The sequence below is a fragment of the Kitasatospora sp. SUK 42 genome (assembly GCF_015776785.2).
GTDB lineage: Bacteria > Actinomycetota > Actinomycetes > Streptomycetales > Streptomycetaceae > Kitasatospora.
In genome coordinates, this window is record NZ_LFMD02000007.1 from 1,116,169 (window position 1) to 1,135,738 (window position 19,570).

The window sequence follows — 19,570 nt, forward strand, 5'->3', positions numbered from 1 at the left end:
GGCGGTTCCTCCCGGTCCGGCCGCCGCTCAGGAGGCGGAGAGCGCCTTGCCGAGGTCGCCGATGACGACGTCGGCGGCGAGCGGGCCGCCCCGGGTGGACCAGACCGAACCGTCCACGGTGACGGTGTGGTTGTTCTTCACCGCGTTCAACTCCTGGTAGGCGGGCTTGGACTGGACGTCCTTGAGCGCGGCCTTGCCGTCGTCGGTGAGGGTGGACAGGAACAGCCAGTCGCCGTCGATCTCGGAGAGCTTCTCCAGGCTGAGCGCCGGGCTGTGCGCGTTGCCGTCCTTGTCCTGCGCGGCCGGGCGGGTCAGGCCCATGTCGAGGGCGACGCCACTGGCGAACTGCCGCTTCTCCATCCAGCTCGGGCCGGTGGGGTTCCAGCGCACGATGGAGACCGCCGCGCCCTTGTTCTTGCCGAGGTCGGCGCCGGTCTTGGCGGCCTTGGCCTCGTAGTCGGCGATCACCTTGTTGGCCTGGTCGAGCTTGTTGACGGCGTTGCCGATGCCGCGGAAGGCGAGCTTCCAGTCGTCGGTGGGCGCCATGGTGACCAGGGTGGCGGGGGTGATCTCGCGCAACTGCTTGAGCAGCTGGGCGTCCTGCATGTCGCCGGCCAGGATCAGGTCGGGCTTGGCGGCGATCACCTTGTCCAGCACGGGCTGGAGCAGGTTGCCGACCACCGGGACGCCCTGGACCTTGTCCTTGAGGTACGCGGGCGGCTCGGCGAGCCCCTGGCCGTTGGTGATGCCGACCGGCTTGACGCCGAGGGCGAGCACCGCGTCGAGGTCCTCCTGGGTGAGGGTGACGATCCGCTGGGGCTCGGCCGGGATCTCGACGGCCTGGCCGGTGGCGTCCTTGACGGTCCGCTTGCCGCCGTCCGCCGCCTGGGTGGAGCTCGACGACGAGGACGAGGGCGAGCCCGAGGAGCCGCAGCCGGTGAGCAGGAGGGCGGCCGCCCCGGTGACGGCCAGCGCCTGGGCCGCGCGGCGGCGGACGGGTCGGAGCGGGCTCTGGGCGAACGGCATGGGTGCCTCCGGGCGGGGGTGGTACGGGAGTTGGGTGGCGTCCGGGCAGCTCGGCGCGATGGCGGTGCCTCACGAGACGGCTCGAACATTAGGTTAGCCTTACCTTATGACATCGTCGCAAGTGGGAGTCCCCGAGGCGCCCGCCGTCACCGCGCCCGACGCCCCTCCCCCGCCACCGCCGGCCCGCCGCCGCACCTGGCCGGTCGTCGTCGGGGCGGTCGCGGCACTGCTCGCCCTCGCCGCGCTCTCGCTGTCGGTCGGCGCCGGCGAGGTCGGGCCGGGGCGGGTGCTGGACTACCTGCTGAACCGCGACGGCGCCCGCGCCGACGGCCGGCTCGCCCTGGTCGTCGGCGAACTCCGGCTGCCCCGCACCCTCACCGCCCTGCTCGTCGGCGCCGCGCTCGGCGTCGCGGGCGCGCAGTTGCAGTCCGTCACCCGCAACCCGCTGGCCGAGACCGGCCTGCTCGGCGTCAACGCGGGCGCCTCGCTCGGAGTCGTGCTCGGCATCGCCGTGCTCGGCGTCCAGACCTCCTTCGGCTACCTCGCCTTCGCCTTCGGCGGCGCGGTGCTCGCCAGCACCGTGGTCCTGCTGGTCGCGAGCACCCGGGGCGGCGGCTCGCCGATGCGGCTGGTGCTGGCCGGCTCCGCCGTCGCGGCGATCTTCCGCGGGCTCACCGACGTGCTGATCGTCAACTCGCCTGAGGCGTACGAGCGGTACCGGGTCTGGGTGCTCGGCTCACTGGCCGGCGTGGAGGGCTGGACGACGCTGCGCCAGCTCGCCCCGGTCCTCGGCGCGGGGTTCGTGCTCGCCGCGCTCACCACCCGGCCGCTGACCGCGCTGGCCCTCGGCGACGACCTCGCCCGAGGCCTCGGCCACCGGCCCGGCGCGACCCGCGCCGCCGTCGCCGTCGCCGTCACCCTGCTCACCGCCTCGGCCGTCGCCCTGGCCGGGCCGGTCGCCTTCCTCGGGCTGCTCTCCGGCTTCCTCGCCCGGACCGTCGCCGGCCCCAGGGTCGGCCGACTCACCCTGCTCGCCGCCCTGTTCGGCGCCGCCGTGCTCACCGGCGCGGACGTGCTCGCCCGGGTGGTGGCCCGGCCCTTCGAGGCGCCGGTGTCGGTGATCGTCGCCCTGATCGGGGCCCCGGCCCTGATCGCGATCGTCCGATCCCGGCGCTCCGCCGCCCTGGCCATCGCCGACCCCGCCGAGTCCGCGCCACCCGCGCGAACGGGCGAACCAGCCCCGGCCAAGCCCGACTTGACGCTACGGTACGGGGCCTGGTCGCTGCTGCTGCCCCGCCGCGCGCTACTGGCGTCGCTCGGCCTGGCCGCCGCGCTGCTGGCCGCAGTGGTGGTCTCGGCGCACGTCGGGCAGAGCGAACTCGACCTCGGCCGCACCTTCCAGGCCGTGTTCGGCTACGGCGACCGACTGGACGTGCTGCTGGTGCAGAAGTTCCGGCTCGGCCGGATCGTCGCCGGGCTCGCCGCCGGGGCCGCACTCGGCCTGGCCGGCTGCCTGACCCAGACCCTGGCCCGCAACCGCCTGGCCACCCCCGAACTCCTGGGCGTCAACGACGGCGCGACGGCGGCCATGCTGATCTCCGCCAGCACCGCGGGCACCTTCGGCGCCTGGTGGGCCGGACCGCTCGGCGCACTGGTCGCCGTCCTGGTCGTCGCCCTCGCCTCCGGCGGGCTCGGCGCGCGCGGCTACCGGGTGCTGGTGGTCGGGCTCGCCATGTCGGCGCTCGCCTCGGCGGTCATCCAGGTCGCCATGGCCCGCCGCTCGCTCAACTCGGCCGGCTCGCTGTACATCTGGACCAACGGCAGCCTCAACGGACGGGACTTCGCCGTCTCCACTCCGGTGCTGATCGGGCTGGCGGTGCTGGTACCGCTCGCCCTGGTGGTGGCCCGGCGCCTGGCGGTGCTGCGCTTCGACGACAGCGTGGCCGCCTCGCTCGGCGTCGACCCGGGCCGGGTCCGGCTCGCCTGCCTCCTGCTGGCCGTCGCACTCGCCGGACTCGCGGTCGGCGTCTGCGGGCCGGTCGGCTTCGTGGCGCTCGCCGCGCCCGTGATCGCCGGGCGGCTCGCCGGCCCCGCCCGCGTGCCGGTGCTCGGCTCGGCGCTGACCGGCGCGCTGCTCGTCGTGCTCGCGGACACCCTGGGGCGGGTGCTGATCGGTGGGGTGGAGATCCCCGTCGGCATCGTGACCACCGTCCTCGGCGGGCCCTTCCTGCTCTGGGTGCTGCTCGGGCGACGAAGCTCCGTCTGACGTGATTGAGGAGAACCGAAGTTGAACCACCCGCCCGTCATCGAACCCGACCCGGACGACCCCCGGTACCGGCTGGTCACCTTCCGGCACCGGCAGACGGACTGCGACGGAGTGCTGGCGCTGCTGCACACCGTCACCGACAAGGACCGGCACGCCGGGGACCTCACGCCCCATGTGATGAAGCGCCGGAACGGCCGCTGGGAGATCACGTACCGGCTGCGCGCGGACCACCGGGCCTCCTACCAGCTGTACCCGTTCCGGGGCGGGCCGCCGGGCACCACCCGGGCCGACTGGCTGCACGTCCTGGACCACGCCCACCCCGACCCGTACGACACCGAACCCCGGCTGCCGGCCCGCGACGGCCGCCACCCGTCCTCGGTGCTCAGCCTCCCGGAGGCGCCCCCGCAGCCGTACGTGCAACGGCGTGAGGGTGTGCCGCGCGGGCGGACGGTCGCGCACACCGTCGCCGGGCGGCGAGTGGACGTGCACCTCCCCGCCCGGCTCGGTGAGGGGCCGCATCCGGTGGCGGTGCTGCTGGACGGCGAGATGTGGGGCGAGGTGCTGTCCGTCGGCGACACCCTGGACAACCTGGTGGCGGACGGCGCGATCCCGCCGACGGTGACCCTGCTCGTGCACACCATGGGCCCCGGGCGGCCGGACGACCTCAGCTGCAACCCGGACTTCGTCGACCTCCTCGCCGACCGGCTCCTCCCGTGGGCCTCGGCCGAGTTCGGCGCGACGACCGACCCGCGCGCCACCGTGATCGCCGGCCAGAGCGCGGGCGGGCTGACCGCCGCCTACGCCGCGTTCCGACGGCCGGAGCGGTTCGGCAACGCGCTCTCCCAGTCCGGCTCCTTCTGGTGGCCGGACGAGACGGAGTTCGACGAGGGATCAGAGTGGCTGACCCGCCAATTCGCCCGCCAGACACGGCGCGAGGCCCGCTTCTACGTCGAAGTCGGCCTCCAGGAATGGATGCTGCTCGCCCAGAACCGCCACCTGCGCGACGTCCTGACCGCCCGGGGCTACGACCTCGCCTACCGCGAGTTCAACGGCGGTCACGACTACGCCTGTTGGCGTGGCGGGCTGGCCGACGGCCTCCGCCACCTCCTGGGAGCCTGACGCCCGGGCCGGCGGTCCCCCCGTACGGGCAGGTCCACGGGACTTCCTCCACGAGCAACCGCACCACTCGTGCTAGCGTCCCCGGGGCGGCGCAGCGGCGCCGACCCCGGACGAGACGTGCGCCGTACCCGGCCTGCCAAGACGACGCACTCTGGAGGCGTCATGGCCGCTGCCGGTGCACCGATCGCCCGCCCGTTGGACGTGCGGTGGATCCACGGTTCCCCGTCCGCGAAGCACAACACGGACCCGGACATCCAGGTCCACGAGTACGACGAGCACACCGTCATCCTGCGGCAGAACAAGGCGATCAACTACGAGGCTCCGTTCCTGTTCCTGCTCTTCGGGGCGGAGCGGGCGGTGCTGATCGACACCGGGGCGACGACCGAAGCCGAGTACTTCCCGCTGCGCGCGACGGTCGACGAGCTGGTCGCGAAGTGGCTCGCCCACAATCCCCGGGACGACTACCCCCTGCTGGTGCTGCACACCCACCCGCACCGCGACCACATCGCGGGCGACGGCCAGTTCGCCGACCGGCCTCTGACCACCCTGATCGGCGCCGATCTGCCCACGGCCTGGGCGTACTTCGGCTTCGACCGGGACGCCGAGGCGACGGCCCGCGTCGACCTCGGCGGCGGGCGGGTACTGGAGTGCCTGGCCACGCCGGGACACCACGAGGCGGCGGTCACCTACTACGACCCCTGGACGGGCTTCCTGCTCACCGGCGACACCGTCTACCCCGGACGCCTGTACATCAACGACTGGCCCACCTTCGGGCGGACCGTCGAGCGGCTGATCGAGTTCACCGAGAACCACCCGGTGACGCACGTACTCGGCTGCCACATCGAGATGACCCGTGACCCGGGCGTCGACTACCCGATCCGCGCCACCTACCAGCCCGACGAGCCCCCGCTCCAGCTCACCCCCGCCCACCTGCACCGGATCCGGGCCGCCGTCGCCCAACTCGGCGACCGGCCACGCCTGTACCCGCTGGACGACCTGATCCTCTGGCCCAACGAGTAGCTCCCGGCCGACGGTGTACGGGACTCCAAGGACCGCACCGGCCCCCGGCCCGCGTCCACTGCCGAGACCCGGGCCGGCTTCACCGGCTCCGCCCACGGCGGGGGCCCTGAGGCCGGTCAGTCCCGGTAAGGGACGAGCCCCGACAGATCCAGCTCGAAGTCGAACGGCTCGGGAATGCGGATCCTCTCGCCGAAGCCCCGCTCGGTGCGGGTGTGGTAGCGGTCGTGGTTCGGCTCGGAGAACAGCACCACGGCCTTCTGTCGCGGGTCCACGATCAGGTAGAGCGGGAATCCCATGCGCGGGTAGTCACGGACCTTGCCCGTCCAGTCGTTGTCGGGATTCGACGGCGAGACGACTTCGACTGCGATCAGGGCGAGCTCAGCCGGGATGTTGTGCTCCGCCAGTTCCACGACGTCCAGGGGCAGATAGGTGAGATCGGGGTTGCGAACCGCGCCGACCTCCGGCGAGGAGAGGTCACTGTTCCCGGTCGGGAAGTAGCCGGGAGGGCAGTGTGCCTCGAACTGGCGTTGGACGAGGGCGAGATTCAGCTGGTGGATCGAGGACGGCGAGGCCTGCATGACGATGACGTCGCCGGACAGCTCGACCTTGTACCCGTCCGGCAGGCTGCGCCTCGCCTCTTCGAGAAGACGGTAGTGCTCGGGGTTCATACGATCTCCTCCAGTGCTTCCGACACGGTACCGCGCCCCTCGCCGTAGGCTCGGCGGATCGGCGATGCGCGCGGGAGGGGTGGTTCGGGTGGGGCGTGTGGTGGTGACGGGGTCGGCCGGGTTGGTGGGGTCGGCGGTGGTGCGGCTGCTGCGGGAGTCGGGCCGGGCGGTGGTCGGGGTGGACCGGGTGGCCTCGCCGGACACGAGCGTGGTGGCGGATCTGCGGGACGGCGCGGCGTGGCGCGGGGCGCTGGCCGGGGCGGAGGCGGTCGTCCACGCGGCGGCGTTGCACGCGCCGCACGTCGGGGTGCGGCCGGACGCGGAGTTCCACGCGGTGAACGTCGTGGCGACCGGGGAGTTGCTGGCGGCGGCGGAGGCGGCCGGGGTGCGGCGGTTCGTCCTCACCAGCTCGACTTCGGTGTACGGGCATGCGCTGGTGCCGTCCGACGGTGCGGCGGTCTGGGTGACCGAGGAGCTCGATCCCCGGCCGCGCGACGTCTACGACGAGACGAAGCTGGCCGCCGAACGCCTGGTGCTCGGATCGACCGCCCTGACGGCGGTGTGCCTGCGGATCGCCCGGTGCTTCCCCGAGCCGCCGCCCCTGCTGGCCCGGCACCGGCTCTACCGGGGTGTCGACCTGGCCGACGTGGCGCGGGCCCACCTGCTGGCCGTCGAGAGCGCCACGGCCACCGGGGTGTTGAACATCGCCGGACCGTACCCCTGGCGGGCCGGGGACCGGGCACGGCTGCACCAGGACCCGGCGGCCCTGATCTCGGAGCGGATGCCGGAGGCTGCGGCCGGGTTCGACCGGCTCGGGTGGGATCTGCCCTCCTCCGTCGACCGTGTCTACGTGTCCGAACGGGCCGCCTCGGTGCTGGGCTACCGACCGCTTCGCGGGGTGGCCGAGGTGCTGGCCGATGCGATCGGCCGCGAGAGCTTGTCCAGCGGTCCGGCCGGGCTTCAGACTGACGATCATGTCAACTGATCGAATCGCCCGGCTCATGGGAGCCGGTTTCGGGCTCGTGTTCGTCCAGGTCGGCGCGTTCGCCCTGCCGACGGCCGTCGCGGTGCCGCTGCGGGTGGTCTCGGTGGTCGCGTTCCTCGCGCTGATTGGGGCCGGGAAGTGGTGGGGCGGCCGGGAAGCCCCGCTGGACCGTTCCGAGGGAGGCCCGAAGACCTCCCTCGGACCGAACTACCAGTTCCTGGTGGGCAGCGAGGGAGCCGCGGCCAGTCTCGGAATCATGGTGGTCAACCGGCTGCTGCACACCCCGGCGGCGACCGTGCCGTGGATCGCCACCGTGGTGGGAGCGCACTTCTTCGTCCTCGCCGTTCTCTGGCACCGGCCGTCGCTGCACGTCCTCGGCGGTGCGATCACGGCCTGCGGCGTGACCGGGCTGGCGCTGGCCTTCGGCGGTGCCCCGGAGGCGGCCGTCGCGACGGCGGCCGGGATCGGCCCGGGGATGCTGCTGATCGGCTCGGTGTGGTGGTCGTCCGTCCCGCCGCAGCGCGGGTCCGCGGCCGGACGGACGACCATCTGAGGTCAGTCCCCCGGCGGTGCCGGGGCCGCGACGGGCAGCCGGACGGCGAGCAGCGAGCCGGCGGCGACGAGCGCGGCCGTGAGGCACAGGGCGAGACGGTAGGGGCCTGGGTCGGATCCGTCCGTGACCGCGCCGATCAGGGCGGCGGTGGCGGCGATGCCGAGGGCGCCGCCGAGGGTGCGGATGATGGTGAACAGGCCCATCGCCCGGCCCATCGCCGGGCCGGGCACGTCGGCGAAGCCGGTGATCTGGACGGTGAGCACGGCGGTGCCCAGGATCAGGCCGACAGCGAACATCAACGCCCGTACCGCCCACGGGTTCTCGGCGAAGCCGAGGGAGGCGAGGACGACCGCCGCCAACAGCAGTGCGGGCAGCGCCAGGCGGCGCGGTCCGAGGCGGGGCAGCAGGCGGTCGACGACCTGGGAGGCGGCCATCAGGCCGATCGCCTCCGGGAAGACGCTCAGGCCCGCGTCCAGGGCCGAGGCGCCTCGGGTCGCCTGGTAGAGCAGCGGGAGCACGAACAGCGCGCCCATCAGTCCGGCCGAGGTGAGCAGGGCCAGCCAGCTCGCCGTGCCGAAGGTACGGTCGGCGAGCAGTCGCAGGTCCACCAGCGGTTCGGTGGTGCGGAGTTGGTGGCGTACGGCCGCTCCCGTCAGGACCAGGCCGAGGAGACCGCTCAGTGCCACCCCGGGCGAGGACCAGCCGTGCGAAGGCCCGAAGCCGAGGGCGTAGGTGAGCAGGCCCAGGCCGGGGGTGGCGAGCAGGAAGCCCGTGGTGTCGAAGCGGCCCGCCGGGGGCTCCTCCTGCGGCCGCAGGGCGAGTACCCCGAGCAACACGGCCGCCGCGCCGATGGGCACGTTGACCAGGAACAGCCAGTGCCAGGAGAGGTGTTCGGTGAGGTAGCCGCCGAGCGGCGGCCCGAGGGCGGGCATCAGCGCGGTCGGGACGATCAGGATCCGGCCGAGGCCCGCCCGTTCGTGCGGTTCGAAGGCACGGAACAACAGGGTCATCCCGACCGGCGTGAGCAGTCCGCCCGCGACGCCCTGGACGGCCCGGGCGGCGGCCAGCGGGCCGAGGCCCGGGGCGGCGGCGCACAGCGCGGAGGCCAGGGTGAAGGCGGCGAGCGCGCCGAGGAAGACCCGCTTCACGCCGTACCGGTCACCGAGCCAGCCGGCCACCGGCAGGCCGAGGGCGAGGCCGACCAGGAAGGCGGTCTCGACGGCGTTGGCGGCCGGGACGGGGCGCCCGAAGTCCTCGGCGATGCGGTACAGCGCGGGGTTGACGATGGTCGAGTCGAGGCCGTTCATGCACATCGCGGCCGTGTAGACGACGACCACGGCGGCGCGCCCCGCGAGCAGGGGGCGCGCCGGGGCCTGGACGGCGGGAGGGGTCACAGGTCGGTCCAGTGCGCGGTGATCCACTCCAGCGCGGCGGCGCGCCCGCAGGGGCCGTGTCCGACGCCCCAGCCGGCCGGGACGGCGGCGAAGGCGGGCCACAGGGAGTGCTGGCCCTGGTCGTTGACGAGGGCCAGGAACTCGCCGTCGGCGTCGAAGGGGTTGGCGGGGGCGTCACTCATGGGGGGTCTTCTCCAGGCGGTCGAGGTGGGCGGCGATCACGCTCGCGATGTGCGCGATCGGGGCGGGCAGGGTCATGTCCTTGTGCGAGCAGGCGACGTCGGTGTTGTCGATCCGGCCGGACACGTACGGGGACCAGAGCCCGGGCACCAGGGTGTCGTCGATGGTGTCGACGGTGGCGCGGAAGAACAGCACGTCGCCGTCGAAGCGGCGGTGGTCGTAGCCGCGCACCAGGTGGTTGGTGTTGAGGTAGATCCGGTTGAGCGCGGCCACGGTGGCCTCCTCCAGTCCGGCGAGCGGGCTGCCCTCGCGGCGCAACAGCTCGGTGACGGAGTCGAGTTCGAGCGGCCTGCCGTCCAGGTCGGCCGGTCCGAAGCCGCCCATGGTGAGCAGGGCTTCGAGTGCCTCGGCCTGGTCGGGGACGGGCAGCTCGCGGAAGCCCTCGGCGGGGTAGGCGTCCAGGATCGCGAGCAACTCGACCTCCTGGCCCAGCTCCTGGAGCCGCACCGCGACGGCGTGCGCGATGATCCCCCCGGTGGACCAGCCGAGCAGCCGGTACGGGCCCCCGGGCTGGACTTCGCGCAGCCGGTCGGCGTAGTGCGCGGCGAGTTCCTCCATCGTGCCGGGCAGGGGTTCGCGGGCGGTCGCGGCGCCGACACCCTGGGCCTGGAGGCCGTAGATCGGCACCTCGGCGGGGAGGTGGCGGATCAGTCCGGTGTAGCACCAGCTCAGGCCGCCCGCCGGGTGGATGGCGAACAGCGGCGTGGCCCGCCCGGGTGCGGTCGGCCGCAGGGGCAGCAGCACGTCGAGGGCGTCCGCCTCCTGCGAGCCGGCGGTGAGCGCCGCGTCGAGCGCGGCCGCGCTGGAGGCCTGGAACAGGGTGCCGATGCCGACCTCCAGCCCGAGCACCTCGCGGATCCGCCCGGCCAGCCGGACCACCAGCAGCGAGTGGCCGCCGAGCGCGAAGAAGTCGTCCTCGACACCGACCGACGCCAACCCCAGGACCTCGGCGAAGAGTTCGCACAGCTGCTGCTCGCGCGGGCTGCGCGGCGGGCGTCCGGCACCGGGGGCGGGCGCGTCGGGGGCGGGCAGGGCGCGGCGGTCGAGCTTGCCGTTGGCGGTGAGCGGCAGGCGGTCGAGCGGGACGACGGCCGAGGGCACCATGTGGGCGGGCAGTTCGGCGGCGGCGTGGGCGCGCAGTTCCTCGGGCCCGGCGCTCGTCACCGCGTAGCCGACCAGGCGCCTGTCGCCCGGCACGTCCTCCCGGACCACCACGGCGGCGTCGGCGACGGCCGGGTGGGCTGCCAACACGGCCTCGATCTCGCCGAGTTCGATCCGGAAGCCGCGGAGCTTGACCTGCTGGTCGGCGCGGCCGAAGTACTCCAGCACGCCATCCGCGCGGCGGCGGGCGAGGTCGCCGGAGCGGTACATCCGGGTGCCGTGCTCGCCGAACAGTTCGGCGTACGGGTCGGCGACGAAGCGGGTGGCGGTGAGTTCGGGTCGGCCGAGGTAGCCGTGGGCCAGGCCGGCCCCGGCCACGTACATCTCGCCGGTGACGCCGGGCGGGACGGGTTGCAGGTGCTGGTCGAGGACGTAGACCCGCAGGTCGGGGATGTTGACGCCGATGGTGCTGCCGGTGGTGGCGGCGGCGCTCGCCCGGTCGAGGGCGATGTGGGAGACGTGCACGGTGGTCTCGGTGATGCCGTACATGTTGACCAGGGTGGGAGCGTCGTCGGGGTGGCGCGCGTACCAGTCGTCCAGCCGGGCCGGTTCGAGCGCCTCTCCGCCGAACACCACGTAACGCAGGGCGAGTTCGGTGCCGGGCCGCTCCCGGTCGGCTGCGCTCAGCTGGTGGAAGGCGGACGGCGTCTGGTTGAGCACGGTGACGCGTTCGCGGGCGAGCAGGTCGAGGAAGGCGGCCGGGTCGCGGCTGACCAGGTGCGGGACGACGACCAGCCGGCCGCCGTACAGCAGGGCGCCCCACAGCTCCCAGACGGAGAAGTCGAAGGCGTAGGAGTGGAAGAGGGTCCAGACGTCCTGGGCGCCGAAGCCGAACCAGTGGTCGGTGGCGCTGAACAGCCGGGCCACGTTGTGGTGGGTGACGGGCACGCCCTTGGGCCGGCCGGTGGAGCCGGAGGTGTAGATGACGTACGCGGTGTCCTCGGCGCGCAGTGGGCGGGTGCGTTCGTGCTGCCCCAGCGGGACGGCGGGGAACGCGGCGGACTCCGGTCCGTCGACGAGGAGTTGGGGGACGTCGTGCTCAGGCAGCCGGGGCGCGGTGGCCCGGTCGGTGAGCAGGGCGGCGGGGGCGGCGTCGGCCAGCATGTAGGCGAGCCGGTCGGCCGGGTAGTCGGGGTCGAGCGGGAGGTAGGCGGCGCCGGACTTGGCCACCGCGAGCAGGGCGACGACGAGTTCGACCGAGCGCGGCAGAGCGAGGGCGACGATGGTTCCGGGGCCGATGCCGCTGGCGGCCAGCAGCCGGGCCAGGCGGTCGGCGCGGGCGGCGAGTTCGGTGTAGTCGAGCCGGTCGTCTCCGCAACTGACCGCGATGGAGCGTGGGTTGGCGGCGGCGGCCGCCTCGAACAGCTCGGGCAGGGTGGCGCCGGGGGCGGAGTGGACCGGGGTGCCGTTCCACTCGACCAGGGCGCGCCGCCGCTCCTCCTCGCCGGTCAGCGGGAGTCGGCCGATCGGGGTGTCGGGTTCGGCGGCGGCGGCCGCGAGCAGCCGGGCCAGGCGGGCGGCGAGCGCCTCGGCGGTGGCGGCGTCGAACAGGTCGGTGCGGTACTCCAGGAAGCCCTCGATGCCGCCGCCGGGCCGTTCACCCGCGTTGAGGGTGAGGTCGAACTTGGCGGTGCCGCTGGGGATCGCGGTGAGCTCGGCGGTCAGGCCGCCGCCCATCGCGGTGGGCGCGTCGGGGCGGCTCTGCCAGGCGAGCATCACCTGGAAGAGCGGGTGCCGGGCGAGCGAGCGCGGCGGGTTGAGCTCCTCGACCAGGCGGTCGAAGGGCAGTTCGGCGTGCTCGTGGGCGGCGACGGCGGTGCCGCGCACCCGGGCGAGCAGTTCGCGGAAGGTCGGATCGCCCGACGTGTCGGTGCGCAGGACCACCGAATTGACGAAGTACCCCACCAGTGCAGCGGTTTCGGCGTCCTCCCGCCCGGCCACCGGGGTGCCGACGGGGATGTCGGTGCCGCAGCCGTGCCGGGTGAGCAGGGCGGCGAGCCCGGCCTGGACGGCCATGAAGACGGTGCTGCCGGCGGCCCGGGTGAGGCCGGCCAGGGCGGCGTGCGCCTCGGCGCCGAGGGCGAAGGGGGCGGTGGCACCGTCGCGGCCGGCGACGGCCGGTCGGGGGCGGTCGGTGGGCAGCTCCAGGTGCTCGGGCAGTCCGGAGAGCGCCTCGCGCCAGTACTCGGTCTGCCGTACGGCCAGCGGGCTGGGCGCCTCCGGGGTGCCGAGCAGCTGCCGCTGCCAGGCCGCATGGTCGGCGAACTGGACGGTCAGCTGAGGAAGTTCCGGGACGTTTCCGGCGAGCCGGGCGGCGTAGGCGGCGGCCAGGTCGTGGACCAGCGGAGTGGTGGAGGCGCCGTCGCTCGCGATGTGGTGGAGCAGCAGGAGCAGGGTGTGGCGCTCCGGTCCGTCCGCGAACAGCGTGGCCCGCACCGGAGGTTCGGCGGCGAGGTCGAAGGAGTGCCGGACGGCGTCGGCCAACTCGCCGGTTCCGGTGTGCAGTTCGACCGGCGCGGTGGGCAGGATCCGCTGGTACGGCGTGCCGTCCGACTCCTCGCCGTAGACCGTGCGCAGGATTTCGTGCCGGGCGGTGAGGTCACCGAGGGCGAGGGCGAGCGCCGACCGGTCGAGCGGGCCGGTGAGGGTGAGCGCGAGCGGGATGTTGTAGGTGGGGCTGGGGCCTTCGAGGCGGTGCAGGAACCAGAGGCCGCGCTGGGCGGGTGAGAGCGGCATCCGTTCGGTGCGGGGTACGGGCACCAGGACGGGGCGCTCCTCGGGTTCCGCCTGCGCGCCCTCCTGGAGGAGGGTGGCGAGGGCGGCCGGGGTCGGGTGGCGGAAGACGTCGGCGAAGGCGACCGGCGCGGCGAAGGTCTCGCGCAGCCGCGCGGCCAGGCGTCCGGCGAGCAGGGAGTGGCCGCCGAGGTCGAAGAACGAGGCGTCCCGGCCGGGCGCTTCGGGCAGGCCGAGGACGTCGGCGAACAGGCCGCAGACCAGTTCCTCCCGCGGGGTCGCGGCCGCCGGGCCGCCGGTGGCGGCGTCGTCGGGGTCCGGCAGGGCGCGGTGGTCGAGCTTGTCGTGGGCGGTGCGCGGCAGTTCGTCCAGCAGCAGGACGGCGGCCGGGACCATGTGCGCGGGCAGCCGGGCGGCCAGCGCGGCGCGCAGCCCTTCCGGGTCCGGGGCGCTGCCGGGGGCGGGGACGGCGTAGCCGAGCAGTCGCCTGCCCTGCGGGCCGGGGCGGGCGATGACCACGGCCTGGGCGACGCCGGGCAGTTCGGCGAGGACGGCGGCGATCTCGCCGGGCTCGATCCGGAAGCCGCGGATCTTCACCTGGTCGTCGGCCCGGCCGAGGAACTCCAGGGTGCCTTCGGGGCGGCGGCGGGCGAGGTCGCCGGTGCGGTACATCCGGGCGCCGGGCGGGCCGAACGGGTCGGCGAGGAAGCGTTCGGCGGTGAGGTCGGGACGGCCGAGGTAGCCGCGGGCCAGGCAGGCGCCGGCCACGTACAGTTCGCCGGTGACACCGTCGGGCGCGGGGCGCAGCGAGCCGTCCAGGACGTAGGCGCGGGAGCCGCGCACCACCCGGCCGAGCGGGGCGCCGTCGGGGCCCGGGGTCCAGGCGTAGGCGTCGACGGTGGTCTCGGTGGGGCCGTAGAGGTCGATCGGGTGCAGGCCGGGGGTGGCGGCGAGGCGCTGCCAGAGGGCGGGCGGGGTGGCCTCGCCGCCGACCGCGAGGACGGACGGGCGGTGCCGGCCTTCGTCCAGGACGCCTTCGGCGAGCAGGACTTCGAGGTAGGAGGGGGTGAGGTCGAGGTAGTCGATGCGCTCGCGGTGGAGGTGCTCGGCGAGGGCGGCCGGGTCGCGGTAGGTGGCGTCGTCGAGCAGGTGGAGTTCGTGGCCGTGGACCATCCACAGCACCGGGTCCCAGGAGGCGTCGAAGGCGAAGGAGGCGCTGTGGGCGATGCGCAGCCGGTCGCGGCCGGTGCGGCGCAGGGCGGGGGCGAGGTGGTCCTCGCCGTGGCCGGCGTGCAGGTTGGCGAGTGAGGCGTGGGTGACGACCACGCCCTTGGGGCGGCCGGTGGAGCCCGAGGTGTGCAACACGTAGGCGGGGTCGTGGAGTCGGGGTCCGGGCGGGGCGGTGTCGGGCTCGCCGTCGGCGTCCTGCGGCCGCACGGCGGGCAGGCCGGGCGGCAGGTCGAGCGCGGCGAGGGCCTCCTCGGTGCCGACCGCGCAGACCGGGCGGGCGTCGGCCAGCACGGCGGCGAGCCGCTGCCGGGGGTGGGTGAGGTCGAGGCTGACGCAGGCGCCGCCGGCCTTGAGGACGGCGAGCATCGCGACCAGGGTGTCCGCGCCACGCGGCAGGGCGATCGCCACGGGTGCGCCGCCGCGCACGCCGAGGGAGGCCAGATGGTGCGCCAGCCGGTTGGCAGAGGCGTCAAGTTCCTCGAAGGTGAGGGTGGTTGAGCCGCAGCGGACCGCGACGGCGTCCGGGGTGCGGGCGGCCTGGGCGGCGAACAGTTCGGGGACGGTCCGCTCGACCGGCGGCTCGGTGCGGCCCTCGGTCGCGCGGCGCAGGCCGTCCGCGTCCAGCAGGTCGATCCGGGCGATCGGCGTGCGCGGGGCGGTGAGCAGCAGGTCGGCGAGGGAGTCGAGGTAGCGCAGCAGGCCGTCACGGTGGGCGGCGAGCGAGGCCGCGCCGTGGCGGGCCGGGTCGGCGTCGAGGACCAGGCGCAGGGCGCCGTCGGGGCCGGGCGAGACGTTCAGGGCGAGGTCGTCCACCGGGCCGGCGGCCAGGTTGCGGACGACGCCGGGCAGACCGGCCAGGTCGAGGTCGCCCTCGAAGGCCTTGATGTTGACCATCGGGCCGAACAGGGCGCGGCGTTCGCCGGTGAGACCGAGGTCGCGGCGCAGGTCCTCAAGGGGGTAGCGCTGGTGGCGGCGGGCGGTGCGCAGCTCGCGGACCACCTGGCGCAGCAGGTCCTCGGCGGTGTCGGCGGGGCGGACGGCGAGGCGCAGCGGGAGGACGTTGGCGGTGGCGACGGGGGTGCGCAGGGCGGCGGGGCCGCGGCGGTTGGCGAGCGGCAGGCCGAGCAGGACGTCCTCGGTGCCGGCCACGCGGTGCAGGTAGCCGGCGGTGGCGGCGAGGAGCAGCTCGGCCCAGGTGGCGCGGGCGGCGGTGGCGGCGCGCTCCAGGCGCTCGCGGGTGCCGGCGGGCAGGTCGGCGGTGAGGCGGAGCGGGGCGGTTCGGGCGGCCTGGGTGGCCTGGGCTTCCCGGGCTGTCTGGGCTGCCTGGGCGGCCTGGGCTTCCCGGACGGAGGGGATGCCGGGGAGGGTCGCGGGGGCGGTGTCGGCGGTGTCGGCGAGGCGGGCGGACCAGTGGGTGCGGTCGGCCCGGTACTCCTCGCCGTCGCGGTAGGAGGCCTCTTCGGCGGCGGCTTCGGCGAGGGTGGCGAAGGGGCCGGGGGCGGGCTCGGCGCCGGTGACGTGCGCGGTGTAGAGGGAGGCGACGCGTTCGCCGAGGAGGGTCAACGCGTAGGCGTCGACGGCGAGATGGTGGATCCGCCGGTACCAGAGGCGGCGGTCGTCGGCGAGCCGGATGAGCGCCTGGGTGAACAGCGGGCCCGTCGCGAGGTCGGCCGGGCGGGCGAGGTCGGCGCGCATCCAGGCCTCGGCCTGGGCGGCCGGGTCGTGGGCGGCGCGCAGGTCGAGGCGGTGCAGCGGCCAGCGTCCGGCGGGGTGCAGCCGCTGGCGCGGGGAGCCGTCCGAGGCGGTGACGACGAGGGCGGTGAGCGCCTCGGCCTCGTCCACGGCCTGCCGCAGTGCCGTCTCGAACGCCTCCTCGTCGAGCGGGCCGGTGATCTCGACGGCGTCGCCGGTGTTGTAGGCCGGACTGGCGGGGTCGAGTGACTGGGCGTACCAGATGGCGGCCTGGGCGGCGAGCAGCGGGATGTCGGCGACCTGGGGCTCGGCGGCCCGAGGCTCGGCGGCCTGGGGTTCGTCGGCCTGGATTTCGGCGGCGGGCATGGGGTGGAGAGCTCCTCGGGGGTCCGGAACGCCTTACTTAGGTTAGCCTAATCTAACTTCATATGATCTGGTCAACGGCCCTTCGAGGCTGGGCCCCTGACACCCGGAAGGCGCCACCCATGCCCCTGACCGCGACCAAGCAGGCCGTCCACGACCGCGTCCACGCGCACCGGGCGGAACTGCTCGCGCTCAGCCGCCGCATCCACGCCCACCCCGAGACCGCCTTCGAGGAACACCTCGCGGCCGCCTGGTGCGCCGAGGCGCTGCGCGCCCACGGCTACGCGGTCACCGCGCCCGCGCACGGACTGGCGACCGCGTTCAGCGCGAGCCTCGGCAGCGGGCCGGTCACCGTCGCACTGGTCTGCGAGTACGACGCGCTGCCCGGGCTCGGACACGCCTGCGGGCACAACCTGATCGCCGCCGCCGGGATCGGCGCGGCGCTCGGGCTCGCCCCGTACGCGGACCAACTCGGGCTCACCGTACGGGTGATCGGCGCGCCGGCCGAGGAGCGCGGGGCGGGCAAGGCGCTGCTGCTGGCGGCGGGGGCGTTCGACGGGGTGGACGCGGCGATGATGGTCCACCCGTGCCCGGTCGAGGTCGCCGACTTCCGCTCCTTCGCGCTCGGCACGCTGTCCGTCCGCTACACCGGGCGCGCCGCCCACCCGAGCCTCAACCCGCACGAGGGGCGCAACGCCGCCGACGCGCTGACCGTCGCGCAGGTCGCGCTCGGGCTGCTGCGCCAGCAACTGCCCCCGCACTGGCGGGTGCACGGCATCACCACGGCGGCCGGGACGGCGCCGAACCTGATCCCCGACGCCGCGAGCGCCGAGTACGAGCTCCGGTCCTCGGCGGCCGAGGACCTCGTGGAGCTGCGGGCGCGGGTCGAGGACTGCTTCCGGGCCGGGGCGCTCGCCACCGGCTGCGAGGTGGAGTTGAGCCGACCCGAGCCGGACTACCTGGACATGCGCTCCGACCCCGCGCTGCTCGCGCTCTGGCGGGCCAACGCGGCGGCCCTCGGACGGCCGGAACCGGTGGAGAGCGGACCGTTCGCCTGCACGGACATGGGGAACGTGTCGCACGTCGTGCCCTCGATCCACCCGGTGCTGGACATCACCGGGGATGCCTGCGCACCGCACGAGGCGGCCTTCGCCGAGGCGGCGGTGGGGGCCGAGGCGGAGCGGGCGCTGCTGGACGGCGCGGTGGCGATGGCGTGGACGGCGGTGGATCTGGCGGCGGGCGGCTGACGGGGCGGCGGGCGGCTGCCAGATGCCGGATGGCGGCGGCAGGCCCGGACAGCAGAAGACGGATGACAGTGTTCAGCGAACAGATTTCATCATCTGTTCGCTGAACACTGTCATCTGAAATCTGAAATCCGTTCGCTGTCAGCCGTCAGCCGTCCACGCTCACCCGCCGGGCAGCACCACCGCGGCACCGGTCCGCAGCGGCCAGAGGTAGCCCCAGAGCGGCATCCCCAACCGCAGCACCCGGTCGCCGGGCCCGAGCGGGTGGGCCCCCTGCCACTCGCGCATCCGCCGGTCCGCCTCCCCATGGGTCAGCGTGGCTGCCTCCGGCCCGTACCCGACGCGGAACAGGTGCTGCGGGGTGAGCGCGCGCGGCGGATCCGTGTCCAGCTCGCCGTCCGCCTCAAGTCCGGACAGCGCTCCGGGCACCCCCTCCCCCAGCACGCACACCGGTACGTGCTCCGCGAGCAGCGCTTCCCCCGTACCGGCGGCGTCCGCAGCGCCCGCCCGGTCCAGCGGCAGGTACGCCGCGCCCGACTTGGCCACCGCCAGCAGCGCCGTCAGCCGCTCCTCCGAACGGCGGCCCTCCGCCAACCCGACCACCGCACCCGGGCGGGCACCGCGCCGGGCCAGCAGGCGCGCCAGCCGGTTGGCCGACGCGTTCAGCTCCCGGTACGTCACCACCCCGCCGTCCGCGAGCAGCAGCGCCGGCGCCTCCGGGGTCCGGGCCGCCTGGGCCTCGACCGGACCCACCACGGTGGTGGCCGGGTACTCGACCGCCGGCCCCGGCCGCGCCGACGCCGATGCCGACAGAACGAGGCCCTCCGTCGGATCGACCGCCGGGAGCGCCGCCTCCCGCACCGTCGTCCCCCGCACCGTCGCCCCGCGTACCGCAACCCCGCGTACCGCCACCCCCCGGACCGGCGCCTCGCGCACCCCGGCCCCACCCACCAGCGGCGCCATCACGCCGCGCCCAGCAGTGCGGCCCAGGCCTCCACCGACGGCCGCTCGGCCAGTCGGACGAACCCCACCTCCGCCCCCTCCGCCCGCCAGCGCTCGGCGAGCGCCATCAGCCGGATCGAGTCCAGCCCCCAGTCGGCCAGGTTCTCGTCCAGCGGGATGTCCGCCGGATCCTCCCCGAGCAGGTCGGCGACCTCGGCCCGGATCCGCTCCACCGTGAAAGCCCCGCCCGTCACGTCCATCACGCCCGTCACTCCCCTGCCAGCATTCCGACCACGGCCGCGGCCGTGGTGACCACCCCGCACCGCCCGGCGATCCACTCCAGCGCGGCGCGGTGCTCCCCCGGCCCGAAGTCGGCGACGGCGTCCGCCACCACGAAGGCCTGTACGTCCCGCATCCAGGCGTCGCAGGCGGTGGCCTGCACGCCGATGTGCGCGTACACGCCGGTGATCACCAGCTGGTCCCGGCCCTGTTCGCGCAGCAGCCGGTCCAACTCGGTGCGTACGAAGGCGCTGTACTTCCACTTGGTGAGCACGGTGTCGCCCGCCGCCGGGGCGACGGCTCCGGCGATCGCCGTGGCACGCGGGTCGTCCGGAATGCCGGGCCCCCAGAAGTCCTGCTGCAGCCCGCGTTCGGCCGGGCTCTGCCCGCCGCGCTGCGCCGAGTAGACGACCGGCACGCCGTGTGCACGGGCCGCCTCGCCCAACGAGGCCACCTGGCTCAGGAGTTCGGGCACCGGCGCGGCCTCGGCGTCGAAGGCGTCCAGGAAGTGGTTCTGGAGGTCGTGCACCAGCAGCACGGCGCGCGCCGGGTCCACCGCCCAGGAGACCCGGTTGGCGGGCAGCTCCTCGGCGGCGGGCATGGGATAGGAGGGAATGCGGGGCAGGCCCACGGCGGTCTTTCCTTCAGTAGACGG

General features: G+C 74.7%; 14 protein-coding genes and 1 riboswitch. Of the genes, 6 read left to right on the forward strand and 8 right to left on the reverse strand.

Translation table 11 applies throughout. From position 1 onward, the window contains the following. Positions 1-27: 27 nt before the first annotated feature. Positions 28-1,026, reverse strand: coding sequence for an ABC transporter substrate-binding protein (locus tag RZ50_RS26595; protein WP_196949673.1), 999 nt, complete (start codon positions 1,024-1,026; stop codon positions 28-30). A gap of 106 nt (positions 1,027-1,132) precedes the next feature. On the opposite strand from RZ50_RS26595, the gene fhuB reads away from it, so the two are divergent. From fhuB to RZ50_RS26610, 3 genes are all read left to right on the forward strand, one after another. Beyond that, complete coding sequence (gene fhuB, locus RZ50_RS26600) at positions 1,133-3,292, forward strand: Fe(3+)-hydroxamate ABC transporter permease FhuB (protein ID WP_196949674.1); 2,160 nt, start codon at positions 1,133-1,135, stop codon at positions 3,290-3,292. Positions 3,293-3,313: 21 nt separating this feature from the next. Beyond that, positions 3,314-4,411: an enterochelin esterase gene (fes, locus tag RZ50_RS26605; protein ID WP_196949675.1), complete on the forward strand. Its 1,098-nt coding sequence runs from the start codon at positions 3,314-3,316 to the stop codon at positions 4,409-4,411. An 83-nt stretch (positions 4,412-4,494) separates the two neighbouring features. Beyond that, a riboswitch (guanidine-III (ykkC-III) riboswitch) is annotated at positions 4,495-4,562 on the forward strand. Positions 4,563-4,573: 11 nt separating this feature from the next. Then, positions 4,574-5,431 (forward strand): MBL fold metallo-hydrolase, encoded by an 858-nt coding sequence (locus RZ50_RS26610; RefSeq protein WP_196949676.1) that lies wholly within the window; start codon positions 4,574-4,576, stop codon positions 5,429-5,431. Between the two features lie 116 nt (positions 5,432-5,547). On the opposite strand, the gene RZ50_RS26615 is transcribed toward RZ50_RS26610, so the two are convergent. After that, positions 5,548-6,099 (reverse strand): Uma2 family endonuclease, encoded by a 552-nt coding sequence (locus RZ50_RS26615; RefSeq protein ID WP_196949677.1) that lies wholly within the window; start codon positions 6,097-6,099, stop codon positions 5,548-5,550. Positions 6,100-6,187: 88 nt separating this feature from the next. On the opposite strand from RZ50_RS26615, the gene RZ50_RS26620 reads away from it, so the two are divergent. Both RZ50_RS26620 and RZ50_RS26625 read left to right on the forward strand, forming a co-directional pair. Continuing rightward, positions 6,188-7,084 (forward strand): NAD(P)-dependent oxidoreductase, encoded by an 897-nt coding sequence (locus RZ50_RS26620; protein WP_308272311.1) that lies wholly within the window; start codon positions 6,188-6,190, stop codon positions 7,082-7,084. Further along, positions 7,074-7,637, forward strand: coding sequence for a hypothetical protein (locus RZ50_RS26625; protein ID WP_254803061.1), 564 nt, complete (start codon positions 7,074-7,076; stop codon positions 7,635-7,637). Before RZ50_RS26620 ends, RZ50_RS26625 begins: the two co-directional genes overlap by 11 nt. Before the next feature lie 2 nt (positions 7,638-7,639). On the opposite strand, the gene RZ50_RS26630 is transcribed toward RZ50_RS26625, so the two are convergent. Genes RZ50_RS26630 through RZ50_RS26640 form a run of 3 tightly spaced genes read right to left on the reverse strand, consistent with a single transcriptional unit; the run spans position 7,640 to position 16,453 of the window. Next, positions 7,640-9,031 carry a DHA2 family efflux MFS transporter permease subunit gene (locus RZ50_RS26630; protein WP_196949678.1) on the reverse strand — a complete coding sequence of 464 codons (1,392 nt, stop codon included), beginning with the start codon at positions 9,029-9,031 and terminating at the stop codon, positions 7,640-7,642. After that, positions 9,028-9,213: an MbtH family protein gene (locus tag RZ50_RS26635; RefSeq protein ID WP_196949679.1), complete on the reverse strand. Its 186-nt coding sequence runs from the start codon at positions 9,211-9,213 to the stop codon at positions 9,028-9,030. The genes RZ50_RS26630 and RZ50_RS26635 overlap by 4 nt, the downstream gene beginning before the upstream one ends. Continuing rightward, positions 9,206-16,453, reverse strand: coding sequence for a non-ribosomal peptide synthetase (locus RZ50_RS26640; protein ID WP_196949680.1), 7,248 nt, complete (start codon positions 16,451-16,453; stop codon positions 9,206-9,208). The genes RZ50_RS26635 and RZ50_RS26640 overlap by 8 nt, the downstream gene beginning before the upstream one ends. A 119-nt stretch (positions 16,454-16,572) precedes the next feature. Here RZ50_RS26640 and RZ50_RS26645 point away from each other — a divergent pair, with 119 nt between their 5' ends. Beyond that, positions 16,573-17,697: an amidohydrolase gene (locus RZ50_RS26645; protein ID WP_196949681.1), complete on the forward strand. Its 1,125-nt coding sequence runs from the start codon at positions 16,573-16,575 to the stop codon at positions 17,695-17,697. 159 nt (positions 17,698-17,856) lie between these two features. Here the strand turns inward: RZ50_RS26645 and RZ50_RS26650 are convergent, their stop codons facing one another. From RZ50_RS26650 to RZ50_RS26660, 3 genes are all read right to left on the reverse strand, one after another. Further along, entirely contained in the window at positions 17,857-18,570 is a 714-nt protein-coding gene (locus RZ50_RS26650; RefSeq protein ID WP_196949682.1) for an AMP-binding protein, read from the reverse strand. An 86-nt stretch (positions 18,571-18,656) separates the two neighbouring features. Beyond that, entirely contained in the window at positions 18,657-18,896 is a 240-nt protein-coding gene (locus tag RZ50_RS26655) for a phosphopantetheine-binding protein (RefSeq protein ID WP_196949694.1), read from the reverse strand. Between the two features lie 8 nt (positions 18,897-18,904). Then, positions 18,905-19,546: an isochorismatase family protein gene (locus RZ50_RS26660; protein WP_196949683.1), complete on the reverse strand. Its 642-nt coding sequence runs from the start codon at positions 19,544-19,546 to the stop codon at positions 18,905-18,907. Between the last annotated feature and the right edge of the window lie 24 nt (positions 19,547-19,570).